Below are 22161 nucleotides of genomic sequence, written 5' to 3' on the forward strand. Positions count from 1 at the left end.
TACGAGGAGAATTCGATATTGGATGATTACCAAGAAACTTTTTTTGAGAACACACCTATTATATGAGCATATTACTGGAAAATCATATTGTTGAGCTCCTACAGGAGCGAAATGACAAAGCCATTTCACTCCTTTACGAACATTACGGGGATACCTTATATGGTGTGGCCTATAAAGTGGTACGCGATGAGGATTTGGCCCAGGACGTAGTACAGGAAAGTTTTGTTAAAATATGGAAGAAATCGGATTCATACGACCCTACAAAAGCAAAATTATTCACTTGGCTTTTTAGGATTACCCGCAATACGGCCATAGATAAACTAAGAAGTGCCAACAACAAATCCGACAAAGAAATCCAAATGGATGTTTCCGACGTATATAAACTAGGAACTGAAGGAATAATTCCCGAGCTGATGGACGTTCAGGATAATTTGGACAAAATAGATTCAAAATATCAGATTGTATTGGACGCCTTATTTTTTCAAGGAATGACCCAACAGGAGGCAAGTGATGAATTGGACATACCATTAGGGACTATTAAATCTAGATTAAAAATAGGACTAAGGGAATTAAAGAAAATATACGGTTCAAGCATGGTACTCGCATACCTACTAAGTTTATTTATGAATTAAAGCACAAAGTTGATAAGACAAAGAAAGGCCTAACAATCTAGCTGACTTAAAAGTGTATCCAATCCAATGGTGCTACAAAAACAAAAGCCATGAAAGAGAAAATTAAAATATTTTTAGAAACAGACCTCCTAGAGAAATATCTCTTGGGAACAACCACGCACGAAGAAGCGTTGCAGGCCGAAAGATACATTGCCATGTATCCTGAAGTTAGGAATACATACATTGAACTACAGGAAAACCTTGAAATATTTGCCAAGTTACATGCCCTTAAAACTCCGGATGGTTTAAAAGAAAGAATTCAAAATAAGGTTAAAGCAGAGAGTTCCTTCAGATCAAAATTCTTTAGGTACGCCATTGCCGCCAGTTTTGCTGCCCTTATCTTTGCAGGAGCATCTTATTTCTTCTATAACCAGAATCAAAATTTACAAGAGGAAAATGTTATTGTAAACAATAAGATTCAAAACTTGGAAGAGAATATGCGTTTACAGTTGGAGGATGTTAGAAATCAATTTATAGTCCTTAACAACCCTAAAACGAAGCGACTAACAGTAAAAGGAAACAATAAGGCCAAAGAACTTAAAGCTGTGGCCTATGTTAATCCTGTAAAAAAACTGTCTTATATTAATGTAAGCAAATTACCCAACCTACCGGAAAACCAGTGCTACCAAATGTGGGCAGAGGTCAATGGTCAAATGCTTAACTTGGGGGTAATTCAGGAAGCAAGCAACAGTGAAAAATTAATGGCACTACCTTATGGTGAGAATGCTGTTGGATATATCACCATAGAACCAACAGGAGGTAATTCCAGTCCCACAATAGAAAATATAGTGGCCAATATCTCCTATTAGGAACCAAGATTTAAAGTAATCCTAATCCTTCCAAGGAAGGTTATTAATTTCATATCTTTGCATAAAACAATGTAGGGATATGAAATTTTTACTTTTAACTATAGGGCTACTTGCACTTGCTTTTGCAGGTATCGCAATAAAAATATGGTCTAAAAAGGATGGAAAATTTGCAGGAACATGCGCTAGTCAAAGTCCATTTTTGAATAAAGAAGGTGAAGCATGCGGCTATTGCGGCAAACTTCCCACCGAACAGGACTGTAAAAAAGATACCGTAACGCAATAGCCTTCTGGATTGCACTTTATATAAAACCACATCTTGGATAAAACCGAAGAACCACTTCCACAACTTATTGAAAAGGCCAAACTAGGCAATCAGATCGCCTTCAGCGCATTATTAAATAGCTTTTGGAACGACGTTTACGGATTTCAATTGATCCGGACCAAAAATGAGAACGATGCCGAGGATATAACCATCCAGACATTTTCCAAAGCTTTTGATAAGATACACACCTTTGACGATTCCTACCAATTTAAGACATGGCTGATCGCCATCTCCAAAAATCTGCACATAGATCTAATCCGAAAAAGCAAAAGAAACGTTTTACAGGTCAACCAGGAAAGCAGTAACGAAGCCATAAAGAAGGTTTTGGATGATGGCCCTTCCCCAGAGGACAGTTTAATTACAGAACAAAATTTGGCCGCGTTGTTGGGTTACATTAAAAGGTTAAAGCCACATTATCAAGAAGTTATAAATCTTAGGTATTTTCAGGAACTCCCCTATGCAGAAATAGCTGAAAAATTAGGGGAACCCGTTAATAATGTTAAAGTAAAATTATTACGGGCCAAAAGACTGCTTGCCGAAATAATTAAAAATAATAACTAGTATAGCTAGCTCTACACTTATTTCAGGGAAACATTTTACAATTGAACAGAAACCCCAAAGCGTTGGATGTTGAACAGAAATCATTCCAATTAAGCTATTTGGTAGCCGCCAGCATCGTAAAGATGCTAACGCAAGCTGAAATAGACCTGCCCACCGTCTGGCCGTCTCCCAAACTATTTTCCCTTATCAAGAGTACCTATTTGGCTTTTGCAGTATCTCATCCTCCCTTAGTTATTCCATTAAACCCAATAAATTAGCTGTGGAACTAGATAGACTATTGCATTAACATACTTTGCCCCCAATTGGCATTTTAACTATATCCCATTTCGTATATTTGCACAAAATCATAGTATGAGTATCGAAACTATAGACAGTGTGATTCCTCCAAAAGGTAAACCCAAATGGTTACGGGTAAAACTTCCGACAGGTAAAAAATACACTCAATTAAGAGGATTGGTGGATAAATACAATCTTCACACCATCTGTACCTCGGGCAGTTGTCCAAATATGGGCGAATGTTGGGGAGAGGGCACCGCCACATTTATGATTCTAGGAAACGTTTGTACGCGTTCCTGTGGATTTTGTGGTGTAAAAACGGGAAGACCGGAAGATGTAGATTGGGAAGAACCGGAAAAAGTAGCCAGATCCATTAAAATTATGGAAATTAAACACGCCGTAATCACTTCAGTGGATCGTGACGACCTCAAGGATATGGGCTCCATAATATGGGCAGAAACCGTGAAAGCCATTAGGCGAATGAACCCCTCTACCACATTGGAAACCTTGATCCCGGATTTTCAAGGTATTACAACCCATTTAGATCGCATACTTGCCGTTGGACCAGAAGTAATATCCCACAACATGGAGACGGTAAAAAGATTAACTAGGGAAGTCCGCATACAGGCCAAATATGAACGAAGTCTGGGAGTCCTCGCATACTTAAAAGAAAACGGCGCCAACCGCACCAAGTCAGGAATAATGTTGGGACTGGGCGAACGGGAGGAAGAGGTTATCCAAACCATGGAAGACCTTAGAGCGGCAAATGTTGACGTGGTTACCATTGGACAATATCTGCAGCCATCAAAAAAACATTTACCCGTAAAGGAATTTATTTTACCGGACCAATTTAAAAAGTATGAGGAAATAGGGCTTCAACTTGGTTTTAGACATGTTGAAAGTGGGGCTCTGGTCCGTTCTTCATACAAAGCGCACAAGCACATTAAGTAAGTTAATCCTACACCCCAATATCTAAAATATAATTCCGTATTTATACGGATAAAATGGCTTACCACTTTTTATGAAACGGATTAACATTGGTATAAACGGCTTCGGCAGAATTGGTCGCACCCTATTTAGACTTCTTAGCGAACAACCCCATTTAAGGGTAGTGGCCATAAATGATTTGGCGGATGCGCGTACATTGTCACATTTATTAAAGTACGATAGTATACACGGTGTATTTCAAAAAGAAGTCTCCCACAGTGAAAATAAAATTATTGTCGGAGATAATGAGGTAGCCTTGTTGAACCACAATTCCCCAAAAGATATTCCCTGGTCCAATTATAACGTTGATATCGTTGTTGAAGCCACCGGCAGGTTCAAGGACCGATCAACCTTAACCCAGCATTTAAAAAACGGGGCGAAAAAAGTTATTCTTAGCGTGCCCCCAACGGAAGATGATATAAAAATGGTGGTATATGGTATAAACCATGAAACCTTGGAGCAAACGGATGACATTATTTCCAATGCTTCCTGCACCACTAACAATGCTGCGCCTATGATCAAGGTAATCCAAGACCTTTGCGGCATAGAGCAAGCTTATATCACCACTATACATTCCTATACAACAGACCAAAGTCTGCACGACCAGCCCCATAAGGACCTTAGAAGGGCCAGAGCGGCCTCACAATCCATAGTGCCAACGACCACTGGGGCAGCCAAGGCACTAACAAGAATATTCCCGGAATTATCAAATGTAATTGGAGGCTGCGGAATACGCGTACCTGTACCCAATTGTTCCTTGACCGACATTACTTTTAACGTAAAAAGGGAAACCTCCATAGAAGAAATAAATGAAGCTTTTTTAAAAATATCGCAAAACGAGCTTAAAAACATTCTATATTACACAAAAGATCCCATAGTTTCTATAGATATAAACAATACTTATTACTCTTGTACGTTTGATTCTCTGATGACCTCGGTAATCGGCAAAATGGTGAAAATCATTGGATGGTATGACAACGAAACCGGGTATAGTAGTAGAATTGTAGATTTAATTAACTTTGTAACAAGCAAAAAATACGTTTGAGACCATTATTCTTACATATAAATTTGAACGGAAAATTATGGCTCCTGACGGTTCTATTGTTTTTTTGCTTTGGTCATTCCTATACCCAAGAAACCAAGGCTGTTGAAACTGATATAGAATATTATTTTGACAAAGCAAGGGATCTGGGTAATAAAAATAAAATGGAACCTGCCCTTGAGGACTTGAACTCGGCCATGGAAATTGCCTTCAAGAACAACGACCAAAAGGCACTTATAGATACTTATCACAAATTTGCCATTTTATATTTAAGACTGGGAAAGGACGATAGTGCAGAATATTACGCAGACAGATCAAAATCCCTTTTAAAGGATATTTCCTATCCCTACGGAGAGGCTACTCACAAGTATATAGACGCCATTATTTCCTACAGGGATGGCAAAAACTTCCTGGCCATTTCCATGCTAAATGAGGCGAAACAAATAAACAATGACCGGAATTTACTGAACAATATCCTTTTTGTTGAAGGAAAGATTTTTCTAAACTTGGAAAAATATGAGAGTGCCACAAAAAATTTCAATGCCCTGGCCGTTAATACGGACATATATGAAAAGGAATATCTGGCTACCAAGTCCCACATTAAATTGGCCGAAATTTATTTCAGGACCGAAAATTACGAGGAAAGTATAAAAAATGCGCTGAGTGCTTTAAAATTGGCCAAGGCCAATAACTTTTATGTTGAAAGATTGGAGGCCAATGAGCTACTCACCCAGTCCAATGCCAAACTTGAACTTTTTGAATCTGCCTTGTTTTACAATAAAAACATAGTTAATATTAAGGATTCTATCTTTACTATTGAAAAAACTTTAGGTGAAACAAAGACAGCCGATAAGATCCAAACCGATTTTATGCGCGATGAAATTGGTAGACAGGAAGCCAAGATCGAAGAATTGAGTCAGTCCAAAAACAGAACTGAAATTACGGCCATTTTAACTTCAGCCTTTTTAATAGTAATTTCCATATTGGCCGTTTCACTTTATAGAAACAACCAAATTAAACTGAAGACCAACGATCTACTTCATACCAAGAACAATGAGTTGCAGGCGGCAAGGGATGCGGCGGTAATGGCCATGGATGCCAAAACCAACTTCTTGTCCACTGTTAGCCATGAATTGCGAACACCGCTTTATGCAGTAACCGGCCTAACCCATTTATTACTGGAAGAGAACCCAAGTGAAAGCCAAAAAGAGCATCTAAAATCCTTGAAGTTTTCCGGCGACTATCTATTGAATTTTATTAATGATATCCTTCAGATCAACAAAATTGATGCCGACAAACTGGAAGCCCTTCAAATAGATTTTAATCTAAAAAAGATTCTTTCAGAGGTTATTAACTCATTGAATCAGAGTGCGAAGGCGAACAAAACTAAAATTGTATTGGAGTTTGATGAGGATATTCCATCGCACTTATTGGGCGACCCATTAAAACTTTCCCAAATATTTATAAACCTTATTGGCAATGGCATAAAATTTACCAAGGAAGGCCAGGTTACCGTTATTGCAAAACTTGCGAGAAAAGAAGATGAGAATCTGACCATTTATTTTGAAGTGAAGGATAATGGAATAGGAATAGATCCAGAAAGACAGCGGACAATATTTGATAGCTTTGAACAAGGTTCCATTCAGATCAATAGGGAATACGGAGGTACCGGTCTAGGACTGACCATTGTAAAAAGCTTGTTAGGGTTATTTGGAAGTGAAATTCAACTAAAAAGCGAATTGGGCAAAGGAAGTTCCTTTTTCTTTGAGGTGGATTTAAAAAGCAAGGATGACCTTATTGATGATATCCCATTCGAAATTACCGAAGTGGAATACGATTTTACCGGACTTCATATATTGATTGTGGAGGACAATAAAATTAACCAGGTCATTACCAAGAAAATGTTGAACAAAAAGGAAATTACCTGTGACATTGCCAACAATGGTCTGGAAGCTGTGGCCATGGTTAGAAAAACAGATTACGACTGTATCTTAATGGATATCCATATGCCTGGTATAAGTGGGGAAGAAGCCACTATAGAAATAAGAAAATTTAACAGATTGGTTCCAATTATCGCCCTTACCGCGATTTCCTTGGATGACAGTTTGGAAAGTTTTTATGCCGCAGGATGTAATGATGTGGTTACCAAACCTTTTAAGCCAGAGGTGTTCTACTCTAAAATAGGGGAGAACATCTTTGATATTAAAAAAAAAATTGAAGCCTAAGGATTAGATAGGCCATCATTCAGCAAACTCACCAATACTTTTTCCCCCTCATTCAAAAATTTGTGCTTTACCCCTATATAATGTAGGTTTTTTATTTTGCCTTCCAGCCGTACATAATCCTTTTCGGTGGTAAGCACCACTTCCTTTGTGTTGAACAAGGCAATTTCCTTATCCGAGAAAAAATGATGGTCTTGGTAGGCCAAATGCTCAACCGCAATTCCTTGGTCCGCAAGAAAATCAACCAATGGCTTTGGATTGGCTATACCGGTTACCAAAGTCACTTTTCTATTTTTCATCTGCGCCAGACTTATTTCTCCAGAACCACCTTTTAGGCTAGTATCATAATCCAAATAACTGAAAATAACCTTCTGCCTTGGGGCGGGGGCTATTTTCTTTAGAATGCCCTGTTGCTGCATGGCGGATAAATTCGGCGGACATTTGGTAACAATAATGATATTGGCCCGTCTGGCTTCACGTTTGCTATCCCTCAAATTGCCGGTAGGCAAATACCAATCATCAACATACAAATTAGCATAGGAAGTCAACAATACATAATGATCACATCTTACTTTTCTATGCTGAAATGCATCATCCAACAGAATAACATCGGGCCCAACAGTTTTCTCCAATGTAGAAATTCCATGCTGTCGGTCGGCGTCAACGGCAACAAAGGCGTTCGGAAATTTTTTGTAGATCTGGTAAGGTTCATCCCCAAGGCTCTCCACACCAACCCCAGATTCGCCCAGCAAATACCCTTTTGATCGTCTACCATATCCCCTACTCAATACAGCTATTTTGCATTGCTCATTTAGGTGGGTAATCAAAAACTCTATCATTGGAGTTTTCCCGGTACCGCCTACGCTAAGATTGCCAACACATATGGTTTTGGTGGCGAATGATCTGGACGGAAAAACACCTGTGTCATATAAATAATTACGTAGGTATACTACAATTGCGTATATCAGTGAAATGGGAAAACCTAATTTTCTTAGTAGCTGCATTAGAACGAAAATATAATATTTTATCTTTGGAAGACCATAAATTTGAAAAATGATCATAAAACAAGTTATCGATACCCTTGAAGAGTTGGCACCACTGAATTACGCTGAAGATTTTGACAATGTTGGGCTATTGGTGGGGAATGCAAATAATGAGGTAAAGGGTATCCTGGTAACCTTGGACACTTTGGAAAATGTGGTGGATGAGGCCATAGCAAAAAAATGTAATCTCATCGTTAGTTTTCACCCTATTATTTTTAGTGGTCTAAAGAAAATTACCGGTGCCAATTATGTACAAAGAGTAGTAATCAAGGCCATTCAGCACAATATTGCCATTTACAGCATGCACACCGCATTGGATAATAGCCATAAAGGGGTAAATGCCAAAATATGTGAAATATTGGGCCTAAAAAACACAAGCATTTTAATCCCACAGAAGGGCACCATTAAAAAATTGACAACCTATGTTCCCAAAGAGCATGCGGACGCCCTTAAAACAGCTCTATTCAATGCTGGGGCAGGAAATATAGGCAATTATAGCAATTGTAGTTTTAGTATGGATGGCACCGGAAGTTACCAGGCCAATACAGGAGCCAATCCTTATTTGGGTAAAATTGGAGAAACGCATTATGAGAACGAATCCCAAATAAGCCTTACCTATGGCAAGGCGAATGAAGCAAAAGTTCTTGCCGCACTTTTTGGCAATCACCCCTATGAAGAAGTTGCCTATGAAATACAAACTTTGGAAAATAAAAACCAAAAAATTGGCATGGGCATGGTCGGAAATCTTGAAAAATCGATGCATGAGGAAGAATTTTTCGATTTTTTGAAGACAAAAATGAATGTTTCCTGTATTAGACACTCCAATTTTTTAGGAAAAAAAATAACCAAAGTTGCCGTTTTGGGAGGAAGTGGTTCTTTTGCTATTTCATCGGCAATGTCCGCCAACGCTGACGTTTTTGTGACTTCAGACCTAAAATACCATCAATTCTACGAAGCTGAAGGCAAAATACTTTTGGCAGATATTGGGCACTATGAAACAGAGCAGTTTACAAAAAATCTCTTAGTTGATTATCTTACGAAAAAAATTCCTAATTTTGCAATCTCTTTATCGGAGAGCAAAACAAATCCCATCAAGTATTTTTAAATATGGCAACAAAGACAGAAGCAACGGTAGAAGAAAAGTTAAGAGCACTATATGATTTGCAATTAATTGATTCTAGAGTTGATGAGATAAGAAATGTTAGAGGAGAACTTCCTCTAGAAGTAGAAGATTTGGAAGACGAGGTACTTGGCCTTAAAACAAGAATGGATAAGCTTAAAACCGATCTTGAAACCATTAACTACGAAATAGGTGCCAAGAAAAATCTTATTGATGAAGCTAAAACCTTGATCAAAAAATACGCGGAACAACAAAAGAATGTCCGTAACAGTAGGGAATTCAATTCCTTGACCAAGGAAGTAGAGTTTCAGGAACTTGAAATTCAATTGGCAGAAAAGAATATAAAGGAGTTCAAGGCCCAAATAGACCAGAAAAAAGAAGTTATCGCTTCTACAAAGGAGCGTTTAAGCGAAAGGGAAGCACACCTTAAGCACAAGAAAAGTGAGTTGAACGCTATTTTGGCGGAAACAGAGAAAGAAGAAAAGGCTCTTTTGAAAAAATCCGAAGAATACCAATCCCAAATTGAGGAGCGTTTGGTAAAGGCTTACAATAGAATCCGTAATAATGTAAAAAACGGTTTGGCAGTAGTTCCGATTGAAAGAGGTGCTTCCGGCGGTTCTTTCTTTACCATTCCACCACAAGTACAGGTGGAGATTGCTTCACGCAAGAAAATTATTAGCGACGAACACAGTGGAAGAATTTTAGTTGACCCTGTTTTGGCCGAAGAAGAACAAGAAAAAATGCAAAAGCTGTTCTCTAAATTATAGAACAAACAGCCCACAAAAAAATAAAGCCATCTTTTTAAGATGGCTTTATTTTTTTCTACCCTAATGTCCGTCTTATAAAAGACTTAGGATTTTCCGATCAACTTCTTCAGTATCCCAAATTTCCTCTATATTGGGAATTTGCATTATTTGCTTCATAATCTTTTCCTGAGCATCCCCATTGGCCAAAGCCTCTACATAGGGCCTATCTGAAAATGTAACCCTGGAATAGGCCGGTATCCACTTATCGGGATATTTTTTGGCAAAACGCTTTTCAATCTTTTTCTGTAATATAAAATTAGGATCGGCCGTCATAGTGCTCATCTCCACAAAATTACGATAACTTAGTTCCGCTATAGCATCTGCATTGGGCTTACGTTCTGTCTGGTAGGTATTAAAAATTTGCGCCCAATCATCCCCAAACTGGGCAATAATCTTATTCAGGGCATATATATCCTCAAAGCCTGCATTCATTCCCTGCCCGTAAAACGGCACAATGGCATGGGCGGAGTCGCCCACAAGTGCCACCTTATCCCAGTAGGTCCATGGATAGCATTTAATGGTTACCAATGCACTTGTTGGATTTTTAAAGAAATCTGTTGTAAGATCTTCTATGACCGGGGCAACATCGGGAAAATAAGTATTAAAGAAACCTTTGGCCTCATCCTTGGTTTTTATTTTCTCAAAGGAAACCTCCCCTTCAAAGGGAAGGAACAAGGTACAGGTAAAACTTCCATCCAAATTAGGCATGGCAATAAACATAAACTTCCCTCTGGGCCAGATATGGAAAGAATGTTTTTCCAGTTTATGGGTACCATCGTCATTTGCCGGAATAGTAAGCTCCTTGTAACCTACATCTATAAATTCTTGATGGTAATTAAATCTACTACGGCGCTGCATTTTGTGCCTAACTCGCGAAAAAGCACCGTCACAGCCAAAAACAATGTCATAGTCATACTCCTTCCACTCCCCTTTCTCCGTTGCGCCCGTATATATTTTTCCTTCGGGCAGGTCTACATCCCAAACCTTTTCTTCAAAATGAAAATCAACCCCTGCCTCTTCGGCAAGATCGATCATTCTACGATTTAATATACCCCGTGAAATAGACCAAATGGCCTCTCCTTCCTTTCCATATTTTTGGTAATACTCCGGCTCCCCTGCAACATGAATAGCGCGCTTGTCCAAAGGAATTGCAATTTTCTTTACTTCATCCTCAATTCCTACCTCCCTAAGTGCCTTCCACCCCCTATTGCTCATTGCCAAGTTTATGGATCTACCGGAAAATTCAACATTTCTAATATCGGGTCTACGATCATAAACCGCTATCTCGTGTCCTAACTTCCGAAGGTAAATTGCTAATAAAGATCCTACCAATCCTGAACCGATTATGGCAATTTTTTTAGGAGTTTGTGTCATACTAATGCAAATAGGGAAAAGTAATTGTTAAAGTAATAAATGTAGTAAAATAAAGTAACTTGTATAAAATAGATGCAATATCATCACAAAACGCCTGTATTCATCTTATTTCCGTACACAGCAGTAATGCCCATCTGGAAAAACATTATTTTTTTAACTTTTTTTCGTTCCAGGACATCCAAACAACCCATTTAAGACGTAAATAAAACACATACCGCTTCGGCGTCCATATATAAAAAAGTCCTTCACATTAAGTTTGTGAAGGACTTTTCCTTTTATTTTTAATCTGTACTATAATATATTTTAAACAAACTTAGAGCGGTTATTCCAATATACCGTCTACTATACCATAGGCTATGGACTCTTCAGCGTTCATCCAATAATCCCGGTCAAAATCCTTCATAACCTTTTCAAAATCCTGGCCACAATTATCTGCCAATATTTTGGCACTAAGTTCACGTGTCTTAATTATCTCTTTTGCCTGGATCTCTATATTGGAGGCCTGTCCCCTGGCTCCACCACTTGGCTGATGGATCATTACCTGGGCATGGGGTTGTATAAAACGTCTTCCCTTCTTACCTACGGATAACAATATAGACCCCATTGAAGCTGCCAATCCAGAACAGATTGTAGAAACCGGACTCTTCAGTGATTTAATGGTGTCGTACATAGCAAAACCAGAAGTAACATAACCTCCTGGACTATTTATATACAATTGAATTTCTTTATTATTCTGCATATCCAAATACAATAAACGATCAATAACATGTTTAGCGGTATCATCATCTACCATACCCCATAAAAACACTTTTCTTTCTTCTAGCAATTTTTCATCAATTGCCTCTTGTATCTTACCTTTTTTTGAGCTCATTTCTTGAATTCTTGTTAAGTTTCAAAAATAACGAATTTATTGTGAAATATGGCAGGTAAATTATGGTATGGAACATTCAATTTTTCATCGCTAAAACATGGACACTAAATTCATGGAATAAAAACTTCCAATCAGTGAAATAAGTATGATGCCTATGCACGACAAAATTGACGACCATACTTCCTTAACAACCCATCTTATAAAGAAAAAAAAACCAAAAATGTAATTGGGCATTCATAACTATTCTGCCAAAAACCTATTATCTTTATATTAGAAAAAAACCAAAAATGAAAAAACCACTATTAATAGTTCTGTGCCTGACCTTATTCCTTGTATCCTGTAAAACTGATAAAAAACAAAAGGTGGCCGATCCAATAATGGAACTTTCCATTTTGGATAAGGTGGCCATGGCACATGGATTCGATCAATTTAAAAATGTAAAGGAAATTGCATTCACATTCAATGTAGATCGCCCTGACAGCCATTCTGAACGAAGCTGGGTATGGAATACCATTACCAATGACATTACATCCACCAACAAGGGAGATACCATTTCTTACAATCGCAGTAACATGGACAGTACAGCTATGAAGGTAAATGGGGGCTTTATCAATGACAGGTATTGGTTAATGGCTCCATTTAATCTGGCTTGGGACAAGAACAATATCACCTATGACCATCAAAACGATGTGCCTGCCCCTATCAGTAAAAATCCTATGCAAAAATTGACCATAGTCTATGGGAGCGATGGAGGCTACACCCCTGGTGATGCCTATGATTTTTATTTTGGAAGTGATTACATGATAAAGGAATGGGTATTTAGAAGATCAAATCAACCGGAGCCATCCGTGATTACCACTTGGGAAAATTATGTGGATATCAACGGCCTCAAAATTGCGGAAATGCACAAAAATGAAGATGGCAGTTTTAAGTTGTACTTCACCAATATAAAAGTAACCTCCAAAAACCCCTAAAGTTTTGGCAGTTACCTCCTTCTTCTATATAGACCATAAGTTGCACCAAGCACTATAAAAGTGCATACCAATAATATAACAAAGGTATATTTTAGGGAAAAACTCTCGGCCACAAAACCAAGGACCACAGGCCCAAGCAAGAAACCGGAATATCCTGTACCGGCTATAAAGGAAACCCCTTGTGAGGAATCTACCCCCTTGACCGTACCGCCTATCCTAAAAAGCTCCGGAATAATTACCGAAAAGCCCAGTCCTATCAGAGCAAATCCTGCAATGGCCATATAAGTATGTGTAGCTAGGACAAAGAGAAAGCCAATTATTGCTATTGAAGCTCCCAAGGCCACTATTTTAATGGAACCTATAGAAGCACTAATACTATCGCCCAAAAACCTACCCAAGGTCATCATTGCGGAAAATGCCAAAAACCCTGTTCCTATCAGTGTTTCCGGTGCCATACTTATCTCCTGCAAATACAGCCCACTCCAATCTACAATGGCCCCTTCACCGCCCATTACTATGAATGATACTATTCCCAACACTAGGAGCGGTTTAAACAATTTTAGACTAAATGGTTCCTTCTCCACGGGCGCCGCTACAATATGCTTATAATGTTTATGGAAAATATAATTTATTACAAACACCAAAACAACAGCGTAGAGCATATGCAAGGCTGGATTATTGATTGTGAATATCAGAAAGCTACCTAAACCTGCAAACACGCCACCAAGACTAAAAAAGCCATGTGAGGCCGACATAAAGTTCTGTTGATCCTCCTTTTCTATTTCCGTGACCAAGGTATTCATGGCTATGTCCGTAATGCCACTACTGGCACCGAATAAAAATAGGGCGCCCAACAAGGAATAATAATTAGGCGCCAATAAAGGTAGCAAAGCGGCCAAACAACTAAAAAGTATTCCATACCAAGTAGCCTTTCCTACCCCCAGCCAATTAATAATTTTGGCAGCCACGGGAAATATGACGAATACCCCCAAGGAAAGAAAAAAGATAGCAATGCCCAAATCTGCCTTATCTATCCCCAATTTCTCTTTGACAGTAGGTATATAGATGGCCCAAGTACCAAACAAAATATTTATGCTGGCAAAAACCCAAGAAGGTGCAAAATATCTGGGATTCGAAAGAATAAGACGAAGTGACTTCATAAATAGTTTGGCAGTTAGAGAGCAATAAACCTAGCCTTTGGACTGAATTCCAGATTTTAAAACTTGTCCAAAATTGTACATATCAGCGAAGGAACAATAAAAAGGTGCCGGTGCCAAACGAATTACATTGGGCTCCCTCCAATCCGTTACCACTCCGTTTTCCATTAAAAAATTAAACAGATCCTTACCGTGTCCATGTAAAAAAACAGAGAGCTGACAACCACGATCTTCAGGAGTAATAATTTCAAACGACCCGTCGGTCTCCTTATCTATCTCCTGGAGAATAAACTCCAGATAGGACACAATGAGTTTCCTTTTGGCAATAAGTGCTTCCATACCCACCTCATCGAACATTTCCAAAGAAGCCAAGTATGGGGCCAATGAAAGCACTGGTGGATTACTTACTTGCCAAGCATCTGCATTTTCCATGGGTTCGAACTCGGGCTTCATTAAAAATCTAGTCTCTTTCTTTGTTCCCCACCAGCCCTCAAAGCGTGGAATATCGCTCCTGTTAAGATACTGTTCGTGCACAAAAATACCTGATGCATTCCCGGGACCGCTATTCATATATTTATAACTGCACCAAGCTGCAAAGTCTACCCCCCAGTCATGAAGTTTTAGGGCAACATTGCCCACCCCGTGAGCCAAATCCCAACCAACAAATGCACCTTGTGCCTTGGCCGATTTTGTAATGGACTCCATATTAAACACCTGACCGTTATAGTAATTTACACCACCAATGAGCACCAGTGCAAGTTCATCACCAACCTCATTAATTTTATCAATGACATCTTGGGTATGCCAAAAATCCTCGCCGGGTCTTTTCTTTACTTCCACAATAGCCATATCAGGATCTAAACCGTGAAATTTAACCTGACTTTTCAACATATATTGATCGGAGGGGAATGCCTTTTCCTCACAAATAATTTTAAATCTTTTCTTGTTGGGCCTGTAAAAAGAGACCATGAGCATATGAAGATTTACGGTCAAGGTATTCATCACCGACACTTCTTCAGGCTTTGCCCCCACTACTTTTGCCAATGGCGCGGCCAAGCGTTCGTGATAATCCCACCATGACTTTTCAGCATGGAAATGCCCCTCTACCGCCAAGTCTTTCCAATCGTTCATGATATCATCCACAAACTTTTGGGTGCGTTTGGGTTGCAGCCCTAAGGAATTTCCAGTGAAATAAATAACATCCTTGCCCTTCACCTTTGGAAAATGGAATTCGTCACGGTAATTCTTAAGGGGATCAATCGCATCCAATTGTTGGGCAAAGACTAACGAATTTTGAAATTCCATATCCTAATTTTTATGCTAAAATACAACTTACCCATAGAAGGCAAATAGGTCAATTCCAAAATTTCATCGATCCACATTTACCCTCATTTCCACAATATGCTTTTTAAATCCCACTTTCTCATAGGCCCTTATGGCAGGCAGGTTGTCATTGTAGACCGTAAGTCTTACCTCATAAATACCTTTGGATTTCGACCATTGTACCAAGGCATCTACAATTGCCTTATTAACCCCCTTACCGCGGTGGTCCGGATCCGTATACATAAACCCAAGATAAGTATATTTTTTATGGTCCAAATATGGCTTTGCATCCCTTATTAACCCATAGCCAGAACCAATAATATTATGACCTACCTCAGCCACCATAACTGTAGCCTCATCGGAAAGTACCAATTGTTTTAGGTCATAATAGCTGATCGGATCCACATCCAATGTTTCATCAAAAGGCCTTTCGGCACGAATAATTTCCTGTTCAAAGGACAACAGAGTTTTTATATCGGCCAAAGTGGCCATTCTTATCGCAAATTGTTGCATGATTACTATATTTGAAGGCCTAAATATACAAAGTATAGCCCATGCATTTTTTATCTTCTATTTTGGAACAATATATTGCCGACCATTCGCAATCGGAACCTAAATTACTTGAAAGACTAACACGGGAGACCCATCTCAAGGTAATTCAGCCTAGAATGATCACCGGACATTTTCAGGGTCGTGTACTAAGCCTTCTGTCCAAAATAATTAATCCCAAAAATATTTTGGAAATTGGCACCTATACAGGGTACTCTGCCCTATGCCTAGCTGAAGGCTTGCAAAAAGAAGGAACATTGCACACCATAGACATCAACGAAGAACTACATGGCATGCAAAGGAGATACTTTGACGAAAGTGGCTTTGGAAATCAAATTGTACAGCATACCGGTGATGCACTGGATATTATACCGGGGCTTGATGTTGTGTTCGATATGGTTTTTATAGATGCCGAAAAGGTGAGTTACGATCACTATTTTGAAGCCGCCTTAAAGAAATGTCGTTCCGGAAGTGTTATTTTATCTGATAACGTATTATGGTCCGGAAAGGTAGTGGAGCCTTTGGACCCCAAGGACAAGGCTACAAAAATTTTACTGGAGTACAACAAAAAATTAAAGGAAGACCCTAGGGTAGAAACCGTACTTATGCCAATTAGGGACGGACTAACACTTAGTAGGGTGATATGATGATTGCCACCTCCCCCTAACCCCCTCCCAAGGAGGGGGAAATAGGTTTGAAACTACAAAAAAGCAGCACAGGCACTGAGGGGGAATGCTACTTAGAGCAGCACATTCTTGTCGATTTACAAATTACATTCCCTCCCCTTGGGGGAGGGCCAGGGAGGGGTCCAAACACTTTACTTTGCCCTAATTATCATTACGAAATCATGGGGTATAATTAAACCAAAAAAGTATTTTAAGTATGGGCCAACATTGAAAGTCCTCCCCCTAACCCCCTCCCAAGGAGGGGGAAATAGGTTTGAAACTACAAAAAAGCAGCACAGGCAATGAGGGGGAATGCTACTTAAAGCACACATTCTTGTCGATTTACAAATTACATTCCCTCCCCTTGGGGTAGGGCCATGGAGGGGTCCAAACACTTTACTTTGTCATACTTATCATTACGAAATCATGGGGTATAATTAAACCAAGAAAGTATTTCAAGTATGGGCCAACATTGAAAGTCCTCCCCCTAACCCCCTCCCAAGGAGGGGGAAATAGGTTTGAAACTACAAAAAAGCAGCACAGGCAATGAGGGGGAATGCTACTTAGAGCAGCACATTCAAGTCGATTTACAAATTACATTCCCTCCCCTTGGGGAGGGCCAGAGAGGAGTCCAAACACTTTACTTTGCCCTACTTATCATTACGAAATCATGGGGTATAATTAAACCAAGAAAGTATTTCAAGTATGGGCCAACATTGAAAGTCCTCTCCCTCACCACCTCCCAAGGAGGGGGAAATAGGTTTGAAACTACAAAAAAGCAGCACAGGCAATGAGGGGGAATGCTACTTAAAGCAGCACATTCTTGTCGATTTACAAATTACATTCCCTCCCCTTGGGGGAGGGCCATGGAGGGGTCCAAACACTTTACTTTGTCATACCCACTTTATGGTACAAGCTATAAAAGAGGAAGGCAAAAAGAATTCCCACCGCTGCGCCTACCAACAAATCCAAAGGATAATGTACGCCCACATATATACGGCTCATTGCAAACAAAAGTGGCCAGATAAAAAAGAGCCAACTCCATTTGAATCTGTTTCTAAGAAATAGAAAAATACTGGTAGTAATACTAAAGGAACTGGATGAATGTCCAGAAAAAAAACTATATCCGTCAGGACTTTTAAGAATACGGATCAAGGTGTTAATTTCCTCTGTGTTATTAGGACGAAGTCGCGCTACCCATTCTTTGGTGACGCCTGTAAGTACAGCTACCAGGGCTAAAGTTAAGAGTACAGTACCCAACACCCAAAACGCCTCCCGTTTAGGGTAAGCCCTAAAAATAAGCACTACAAATAAAACAAATAAGGGAATCCAAGTAGCAAAATTGGTGACATAAGACCAAAAGACATCATAATCTTCGATGCCCAAACTGTTCAAATAGATAAAGGTATCTCGATCCCAGTTCAACAATAACTCCAGCATTTTATTTTCTTTTCACTACGCCGGTTACTTCGTCAACGTTCTTCTTAACTTTACTGATCTCGTTCTTTATGTCGTCGGTAAAACTAGTATCTATACCTTGTTTCTCCGCACTTTTCTGAATCTCTTTCTTAATATCCTCTGTGGCATCCTTCAGTTGTCGCATGCCCTTTCCCAATCCCTTGGCTATTCCAGGAATTTTATCCGCGCCAAAAACCATTACCACGATAAACATGATAAAAAAGATTTCCGCACCACTAATAAATAGAATTATCGTACTTAACATAAGACAAATATAATGAGAAGTTTGACAGCTGCATAAAAAATTAGGTTAACTTTTTTTAGGGCTTATGAACCCCATGAAACTAAGTTAATGTCTAGCGTTTAAAACCTTTATAATCATACCTATACCCCTTAATTTAGAGATAATCATCCAGTTCCAAGTCATAAAACCTCAGAAGAATAATGAACAAAAAGAAAGCCCCAACACCCGTTTGGCCATTTGGCAATCCGGAATTGGGGCTTTATATAAATTCAGGGAATAACATCAATAATGATGCTAGCCCTAAATAATATGGATCAAATTGCAAAAACTCTTATTTCCCGTTGATCTTCTCTTTGAAAAGTTCGAAGTTGGATTTAACCTCCTTCATTGGCCATGAATTATTGGTGGTATCTATATCTGCCGTTTCCGCTTTTGGATCCACTTCGATCCCTACCAACTCCTTGCCAGAGGCAATGACACGTTTTACCTCCTTATCATTTTTTCTCCATATTTCCGGAGGATAGGTAATATTTTCCTTGGAACCATCCGCATAGGTATATTCTACGATCAAGGGCATAGGAATTCCTCCAGGCTTGTTAAAAGTAATCTCATAGAAATATTTTGGCTCTACCACGGCACTGCGTTCTGCAGCCGACATATTGTCCATCATGAACTCCTTTAGACTTTTAGAATTTTCCGAAGGCGCTTTTCCTTTTAAGTTGGGTTCAAAATCTTCACTTTCCTCTTCTGCCAAAAAGACCAATGGTGGCAAATCCTCTTCTTTGATATTCCTTTCCGCCATTAACGCACGCATTTGCTTGGTAGGCTTATCCGAAACATAATATTTTTTAACTCCCTTTACACCTATATCCACGTAATCCGTAGTATAGAACCAACTTCTCCAGTACCAATCCAGGTCTACTGCAGAAGCATCCTCCATAGTCCTAAAGAAATCTTCTGGGGACGGATGTTTAAACATCCATCGTTGGGCATAGGTCTTAAATGCATGATCGAACAATTCCCTACCCATAACCGTCTCCCTAAGAATATTTAGGGCAGTTGCCGGTTTTCCATAGGCATTGTTACCCAATTGGTGCACATTCTCCGGATTGGACATAATTGGTGCTATGGTACTTTGATCTCCGGACATATAAGGTATGATCTTCGTAGGCTCCCCTCTACCAGATGGGTATTTACTATTTGGCGCTATTGCTTCGGGATAGGCTACCCCAAATTCCTGTTCGGCCATATACTGCATAAAAGTATCCAAACCTTCATCCATCCAACCCCATTGGCGTTCATCGGAATTTACGATCATGGGGAAAAAGTTATGTCCCACCTCATGGATAATTACAGAAATCATTCCGTATTTTACCCTATCCGAATAAGTGCCATCCTCGTTGGGTCTTCCGTAATTCCAGCAGATCATAGGGTATTCCATTCCCTGATTTTTGGCATGTACCGATATTGCTTTAGGATAGGGATAATCAAAAGTCTTATCGGAATAGGACCTTAAGGTATGCGCTACGGCCTTGGTGGAATACTCCTCCCATAACGGATTTCCCTCCTTGGGATACATGGAAATTGCCATAACATCCCTGTTCCCTACTTTCACGGCCTGCATGTCATAAATAAACTTACGCGATGTTGCAAAACCAAAATCCCTAACATTTTCTGCTTTCAGCTTCCACGTTTTCTTCTTTTCAGAAAATCCCTTTTCGGCCTCTTCGGCTTCGGCCTGACTCACTATGATCACAGGTTTGTCATAAGATTTCTTTGCCTTTTCATATCGCTTTATCATTTCCTTGGAAAAAACCTCCTTTATATTCTGAAGCTCTCCGGTACCATCCAAAATATGATCGGCAGGAACAGTTATATTAACCTCGTAATTTCCAAAGGGAAGGGCAAATTCTCCACTGCCCCAGAACTGATGGTTCTGCCATCCTTCTATATCGCTATAGACGGCCATTCTAGGAAAAAATTGAGCTATAACATAAGCCCTATTTCCATCCTTCGGAAAATACTCATATCCCGAGCGGGCCCTATTTACAGTGTGGTCTGGAATATTGTACCACCATTTTATAGAAAACGAAACCTGTCCCTTACTTTTTAAAACTTGGGGAAGATCTATCCGCATCATAGTCTGGTTAATCGTGTATGGCAAGGCTTTACCGTTGGCATCCCGGACATATTCTATATTGAATCCACCATCAAAGGTAGCTGTCATATATTTTTTGGCAAATCCGGCAACCGGCTCGGCCAAGGCTACTCCTTCACTATCGCGCAAGGGCGATTTGGAGCTTTTGGAACGTACGTTCTGATCTAACTGTACCCACAAAAATGTAAGGTCATCCGGTGAATTATTGGTATAGGTTATGGTTTCCGAACCATAAATTTTGGTGTTTTTATCATCTAGCTCAATATCCATCTTATAATCTGCCTGTTGCTGATAATAATCCGGTCCAGGTGCTCCTGAAGCTGACCTATAAGTGTTCGGGGTAGCAAATTCTTCATAAAGTTGCTTAAATTTACTTTGGTTAAGGTGTCCTGGCTCCCTTTCCTCTTTTACTTCATCCTGGGCAACGGCAAGAGCCGCAAAAAGGAACAATACCGAAGCAAAAACATGTTTCATTCTACTCATATTTGAAATTGATTTTTTAGCGCGGGAATTTAACAATTATATAATAGATTGTTATTAATTACTATAAGTTTAACATACCTTTATTATTCTCCCGGATAAGTACGAAACTCTTTTTCTGTCCCTTAAGTTTAAGGTGGACCACATTTTTCTGTTCCTCATAAATATCCATTAATACTTCGTTCTGCACGGAAATAGTAATAATGGAATTGATATCAATTTTGGGAATTTCCAGAAAACTGACCATTATATCATTTTCGTATTTTTTTCCCAGAAAGTTATAGGCCACATTCTTCCCGTTGATCTCAACGGCAAACTTGGCCTTTATGTATTTTTCTATATATTCATTGGCCACGGAAGACTCGTCCTTGGTGGCCAGATCACTCTTAAGGTCATAGCGTTCCAACAGCAATTTATCCATATCATCGATAAAAATCCTGGTGGTAATCTGCAGTGCCCTGTCTTTATTAGAATATTCAATACTGGTTACACTTAAGTAAAATTTATGCGCTACCGTGAAAGCCAATAGCGGCAACAACAGTATTAAAAAGGTCTTTTTTAGATATTGCATATTATTTTTATCACATTTTATTGAACAATCATTGTGCCGTTTTTTTGAACCTTCGTTCATAATTTTAGTTTTACATTATAATGTGGTCAATTTATGTCAGGGACGTTCCCATCGTCACTTCGAGTGGTTTTATGGAGCAGAGCGAAATAAAATTGTATCGAGAAGCTGTTCTCGATACAAAATGCCCACTGGCATTTCACTACCATTGACGTCTATCACAGAAAGCTGTTAATCAACACTTTGCATTTTCAATGGAATTGTCTCCAACCCTAGTTCTTGTGCCATTCTGGTTACTGCCCTTTGTTTGTTCAGGAGCATTTTCTCTTGGTATTTATGGATTCCATTCTCTACATACTCCAGTCCTTTTACAAACAATTTCCAGTACAGTTCGGCCAATTTCCTGGCCACTGCCTTTATGGCCACCAATCCTCCCTTTTTGGCCCGTATCTTTCTACCGAAAGCGCCCAATGCAATGTGC

General features: G+C 39.3%; 23 protein-coding genes. 12 read left to right on the forward strand and 11 right to left on the reverse strand.

Annotation, left to right across the window (positions count from 1 at the left end; genetic code table 11):
• Positions 1–62 precede the first annotated feature (62 nt).
• The 8 genes from MWU78_RS17085 to MWU78_RS17120 all read left to right on the forward strand — a co-directional run bounded on the left by MWU78_RS17085 (position 63) and on the right by MWU78_RS17120 (position 6893).
• Positions 63–632 carry an RNA polymerase sigma factor gene (locus MWU78_RS17085; RefSeq protein ID WP_187585830.1) on the forward strand — a complete coding sequence of 190 codons (570 nt, stop codon included), beginning with the start codon at positions 63–65 and terminating at the stop codon, positions 630–632.
• A gap of 89 nt (positions 633–721) precedes the next feature.
• Positions 722–1480 (forward strand): anti-sigma factor, encoded by a 759-nt coding sequence (locus tag MWU78_RS17090; protein ID WP_246999950.1) that lies wholly within the window; start codon positions 722–724, stop codon positions 1478–1480.
• A gap of 79 nt (positions 1481–1559) precedes the next feature.
• A complete protein-coding gene (locus tag MWU78_RS17095; protein ID WP_246999951.1) occupies positions 1560–1763 on the forward strand; it encodes a membrane or secreted protein in 204 nt (67 codons plus the stop codon).
• Between the two features lie 33 nt (positions 1764–1796).
• Positions 1797–2363 carry a sigma-70 family RNA polymerase sigma factor gene (locus MWU78_RS17100; protein ID WP_246999952.1) on the forward strand — a complete coding sequence of 189 codons (567 nt, stop codon included), beginning with the start codon at positions 1797–1799 and terminating at the stop codon, positions 2361–2363.
• 41 nt (positions 2364–2404) lie between these two features.
• On the forward strand, positions 2405–2620 hold the full coding sequence (locus MWU78_RS17105) for a hypothetical protein (RefSeq protein ID WP_246999953.1): 216 nt from the start codon (positions 2405–2407) through the stop codon (positions 2618–2620).
• A 94-nt stretch (positions 2621–2714) separates the two neighbouring features.
• Positions 2715–3590, forward strand: a complete 876-nt coding sequence (gene lipA, locus MWU78_RS17110; RefSeq protein ID WP_246999955.1) for a lipoyl synthase — start codon at positions 2715–2717, stop codon at positions 3588–3590.
• Between the two features lie 70 nt (positions 3591–3660).
• Entirely contained in the window at positions 3661–4671 is a 1011-nt protein-coding gene (gap, locus tag MWU78_RS17115; RefSeq protein WP_246999956.1) for a type I glyceraldehyde-3-phosphate dehydrogenase, read from the forward strand.
• Positions 4668–6893: an ATP-binding protein gene (locus MWU78_RS17120; protein WP_246999957.1), complete on the forward strand. Its 2226-nt coding sequence runs from the start codon at positions 4668–4670 to the stop codon at positions 6891–6893. The genes gap and MWU78_RS17120 overlap by 4 nt, the downstream gene beginning before the upstream one ends.
• On the opposite strand, the gene lpxK is transcribed toward MWU78_RS17120, so the two are convergent.
• Positions 6890–7894, reverse strand: a complete 1005-nt coding sequence (lpxK, locus tag MWU78_RS17125; RefSeq protein ID WP_246999958.1) for a tetraacyldisaccharide 4'-kinase — start codon at positions 7892–7894, stop codon at positions 6890–6892. The genes MWU78_RS17120 and lpxK overlap by 4 nt on opposite strands.
• Positions 7895–7943: 49 nt before the next feature.
• Here lpxK and MWU78_RS17130 point away from each other — a divergent pair, with 49 nt between their 5' ends.
• Both MWU78_RS17130 and MWU78_RS17135 read left to right on the forward strand, forming a co-directional pair.
• Positions 7944–9038 carry a Nif3-like dinuclear metal center hexameric protein gene (locus MWU78_RS17130; protein WP_246999964.1) on the forward strand — a complete coding sequence of 365 codons (1095 nt, stop codon included), beginning with the start codon at positions 7944–7946 and terminating at the stop codon, positions 9036–9038.
• 2 nt (positions 9039–9040) lie between these two features.
• On the forward strand, positions 9041–9820 hold the full coding sequence (locus MWU78_RS17135) for a C4-type zinc ribbon domain-containing protein (protein WP_246999966.1): 780 nt from the start codon (positions 9041–9043) through the stop codon (positions 9818–9820).
• Between the two features lie 72 nt (positions 9821–9892).
• On the opposite strand, the gene MWU78_RS17140 is transcribed toward MWU78_RS17135, so the two are convergent.
• Together MWU78_RS17140 and MWU78_RS17145 are read right to left on the reverse strand one after the other, a co-directional pair.
• Positions 9893–11233: an NAD(P)/FAD-dependent oxidoreductase gene (locus tag MWU78_RS17140; protein ID WP_246999968.1), complete on the reverse strand. Its 1341-nt coding sequence runs from the start codon at positions 11231–11233 to the stop codon at positions 9893–9895.
• A 322-nt stretch (positions 11234–11555) separates the two neighbouring features.
• A complete protein-coding gene (locus tag MWU78_RS17145) occupies positions 11556–12104 on the reverse strand; it encodes an ATP-dependent Clp protease proteolytic subunit (RefSeq protein ID WP_246999970.1) in 549 nt (182 codons plus the stop codon).
• 287 nt (positions 12105–12391) lie between these two features.
• Here MWU78_RS17145 and MWU78_RS17150 point away from each other — a divergent pair, with 287 nt between their 5' ends.
• The gene (locus MWU78_RS17150; RefSeq protein WP_246999972.1) at positions 12392–13078 is read left to right on the forward strand and encodes a hypothetical protein; all 687 of its coding nucleotides are present in this window, start codon (positions 12392–12394) and stop codon (positions 13076–13078) included.
• Between the two features lie 11 nt (positions 13079–13089).
• On the opposite strand, the gene MWU78_RS17155 is transcribed toward MWU78_RS17150, so the two are convergent.
• The 3 genes from MWU78_RS17155 to MWU78_RS17165 form a co-directional block, all read right to left on the reverse strand.
• On the reverse strand, positions 13090–14238 hold the full coding sequence (locus tag MWU78_RS17155; RefSeq protein WP_246999975.1) for an MFS transporter: 1149 nt from the start codon (positions 14236–14238) through the stop codon (positions 13090–13092).
• A 30-nt stretch (positions 14239–14268) separates the two neighbouring features.
• Positions 14269–15540, reverse strand: coding sequence for a kynureninase (kynU, locus tag MWU78_RS17160; RefSeq protein ID WP_246999977.1), 1272 nt, complete (start codon positions 15538–15540; stop codon positions 14269–14271).
• A gap of 63 nt (positions 15541–15603) precedes the next feature.
• Positions 15604–16071, reverse strand: a complete 468-nt coding sequence (locus MWU78_RS17165) for a GNAT family N-acetyltransferase (RefSeq protein ID WP_246999980.1) — start codon at positions 16069–16071, stop codon at positions 15604–15606.
• A gap of 41 nt (positions 16072–16112) precedes the next feature.
• On the opposite strand from MWU78_RS17165, the gene MWU78_RS17170 reads away from it, so the two are divergent.
• Positions 16113–16754 (forward strand): O-methyltransferase, encoded by a 642-nt coding sequence (locus MWU78_RS17170; RefSeq protein ID WP_246999982.1) that lies wholly within the window; start codon positions 16113–16115, stop codon positions 16752–16754.
• 903 nt (positions 16755–17657) lie between these two features.
• Here MWU78_RS17170 and MWU78_RS17175 read toward each other — a convergent pair.
• The 5 genes from MWU78_RS17175 to MWU78_RS17195 all read right to left on the reverse strand — a co-directional run.
• The gene (locus MWU78_RS17175; protein WP_246999984.1) at positions 17658–18212 is read right to left on the reverse strand and encodes a phosphatase PAP2 family protein; all 555 of its coding nucleotides are present in this window, start codon (positions 18210–18212) and stop codon (positions 17658–17660) included.
• A 1-nt stretch (position 18213) separates the two neighbouring features.
• Positions 18214–18495 (reverse strand): twin-arginine translocase TatA/TatE family subunit, encoded by a 282-nt coding sequence (locus tag MWU78_RS17180; RefSeq protein ID WP_187585865.1) that lies wholly within the window; start codon positions 18493–18495, stop codon positions 18214–18216.
• A gap of 310 nt (positions 18496–18805) precedes the next feature.
• Positions 18806–21115: a M1 family metallopeptidase gene (locus MWU78_RS17185; RefSeq protein ID WP_246999986.1), complete on the reverse strand. Its 2310-nt coding sequence runs from the start codon at positions 21113–21115 to the stop codon at positions 18806–18808.
• A gap of 61 nt (positions 21116–21176) precedes the next feature.
• Positions 21177–21743: a DUF6702 family protein gene (locus tag MWU78_RS17190; protein ID WP_246999988.1), complete on the reverse strand. Its 567-nt coding sequence runs from the start codon at positions 21741–21743 to the stop codon at positions 21177–21179.
• A gap of 168 nt (positions 21744–21911) precedes the next feature.
• On the reverse strand, positions 21912–22161 hold a 250-nt coding region (locus MWU78_RS17195; RefSeq protein WP_246999990.1), incomplete at its 5' end, for a hypothetical protein.

It is taken from the genome of Arenibacter sp. F26102 (genome assembly GCF_023015865.1).
Classification (GTDB): Bacteria; Bacteroidota; Bacteroidia; order Flavobacteriales; family Flavobacteriaceae; genus Arenibacter.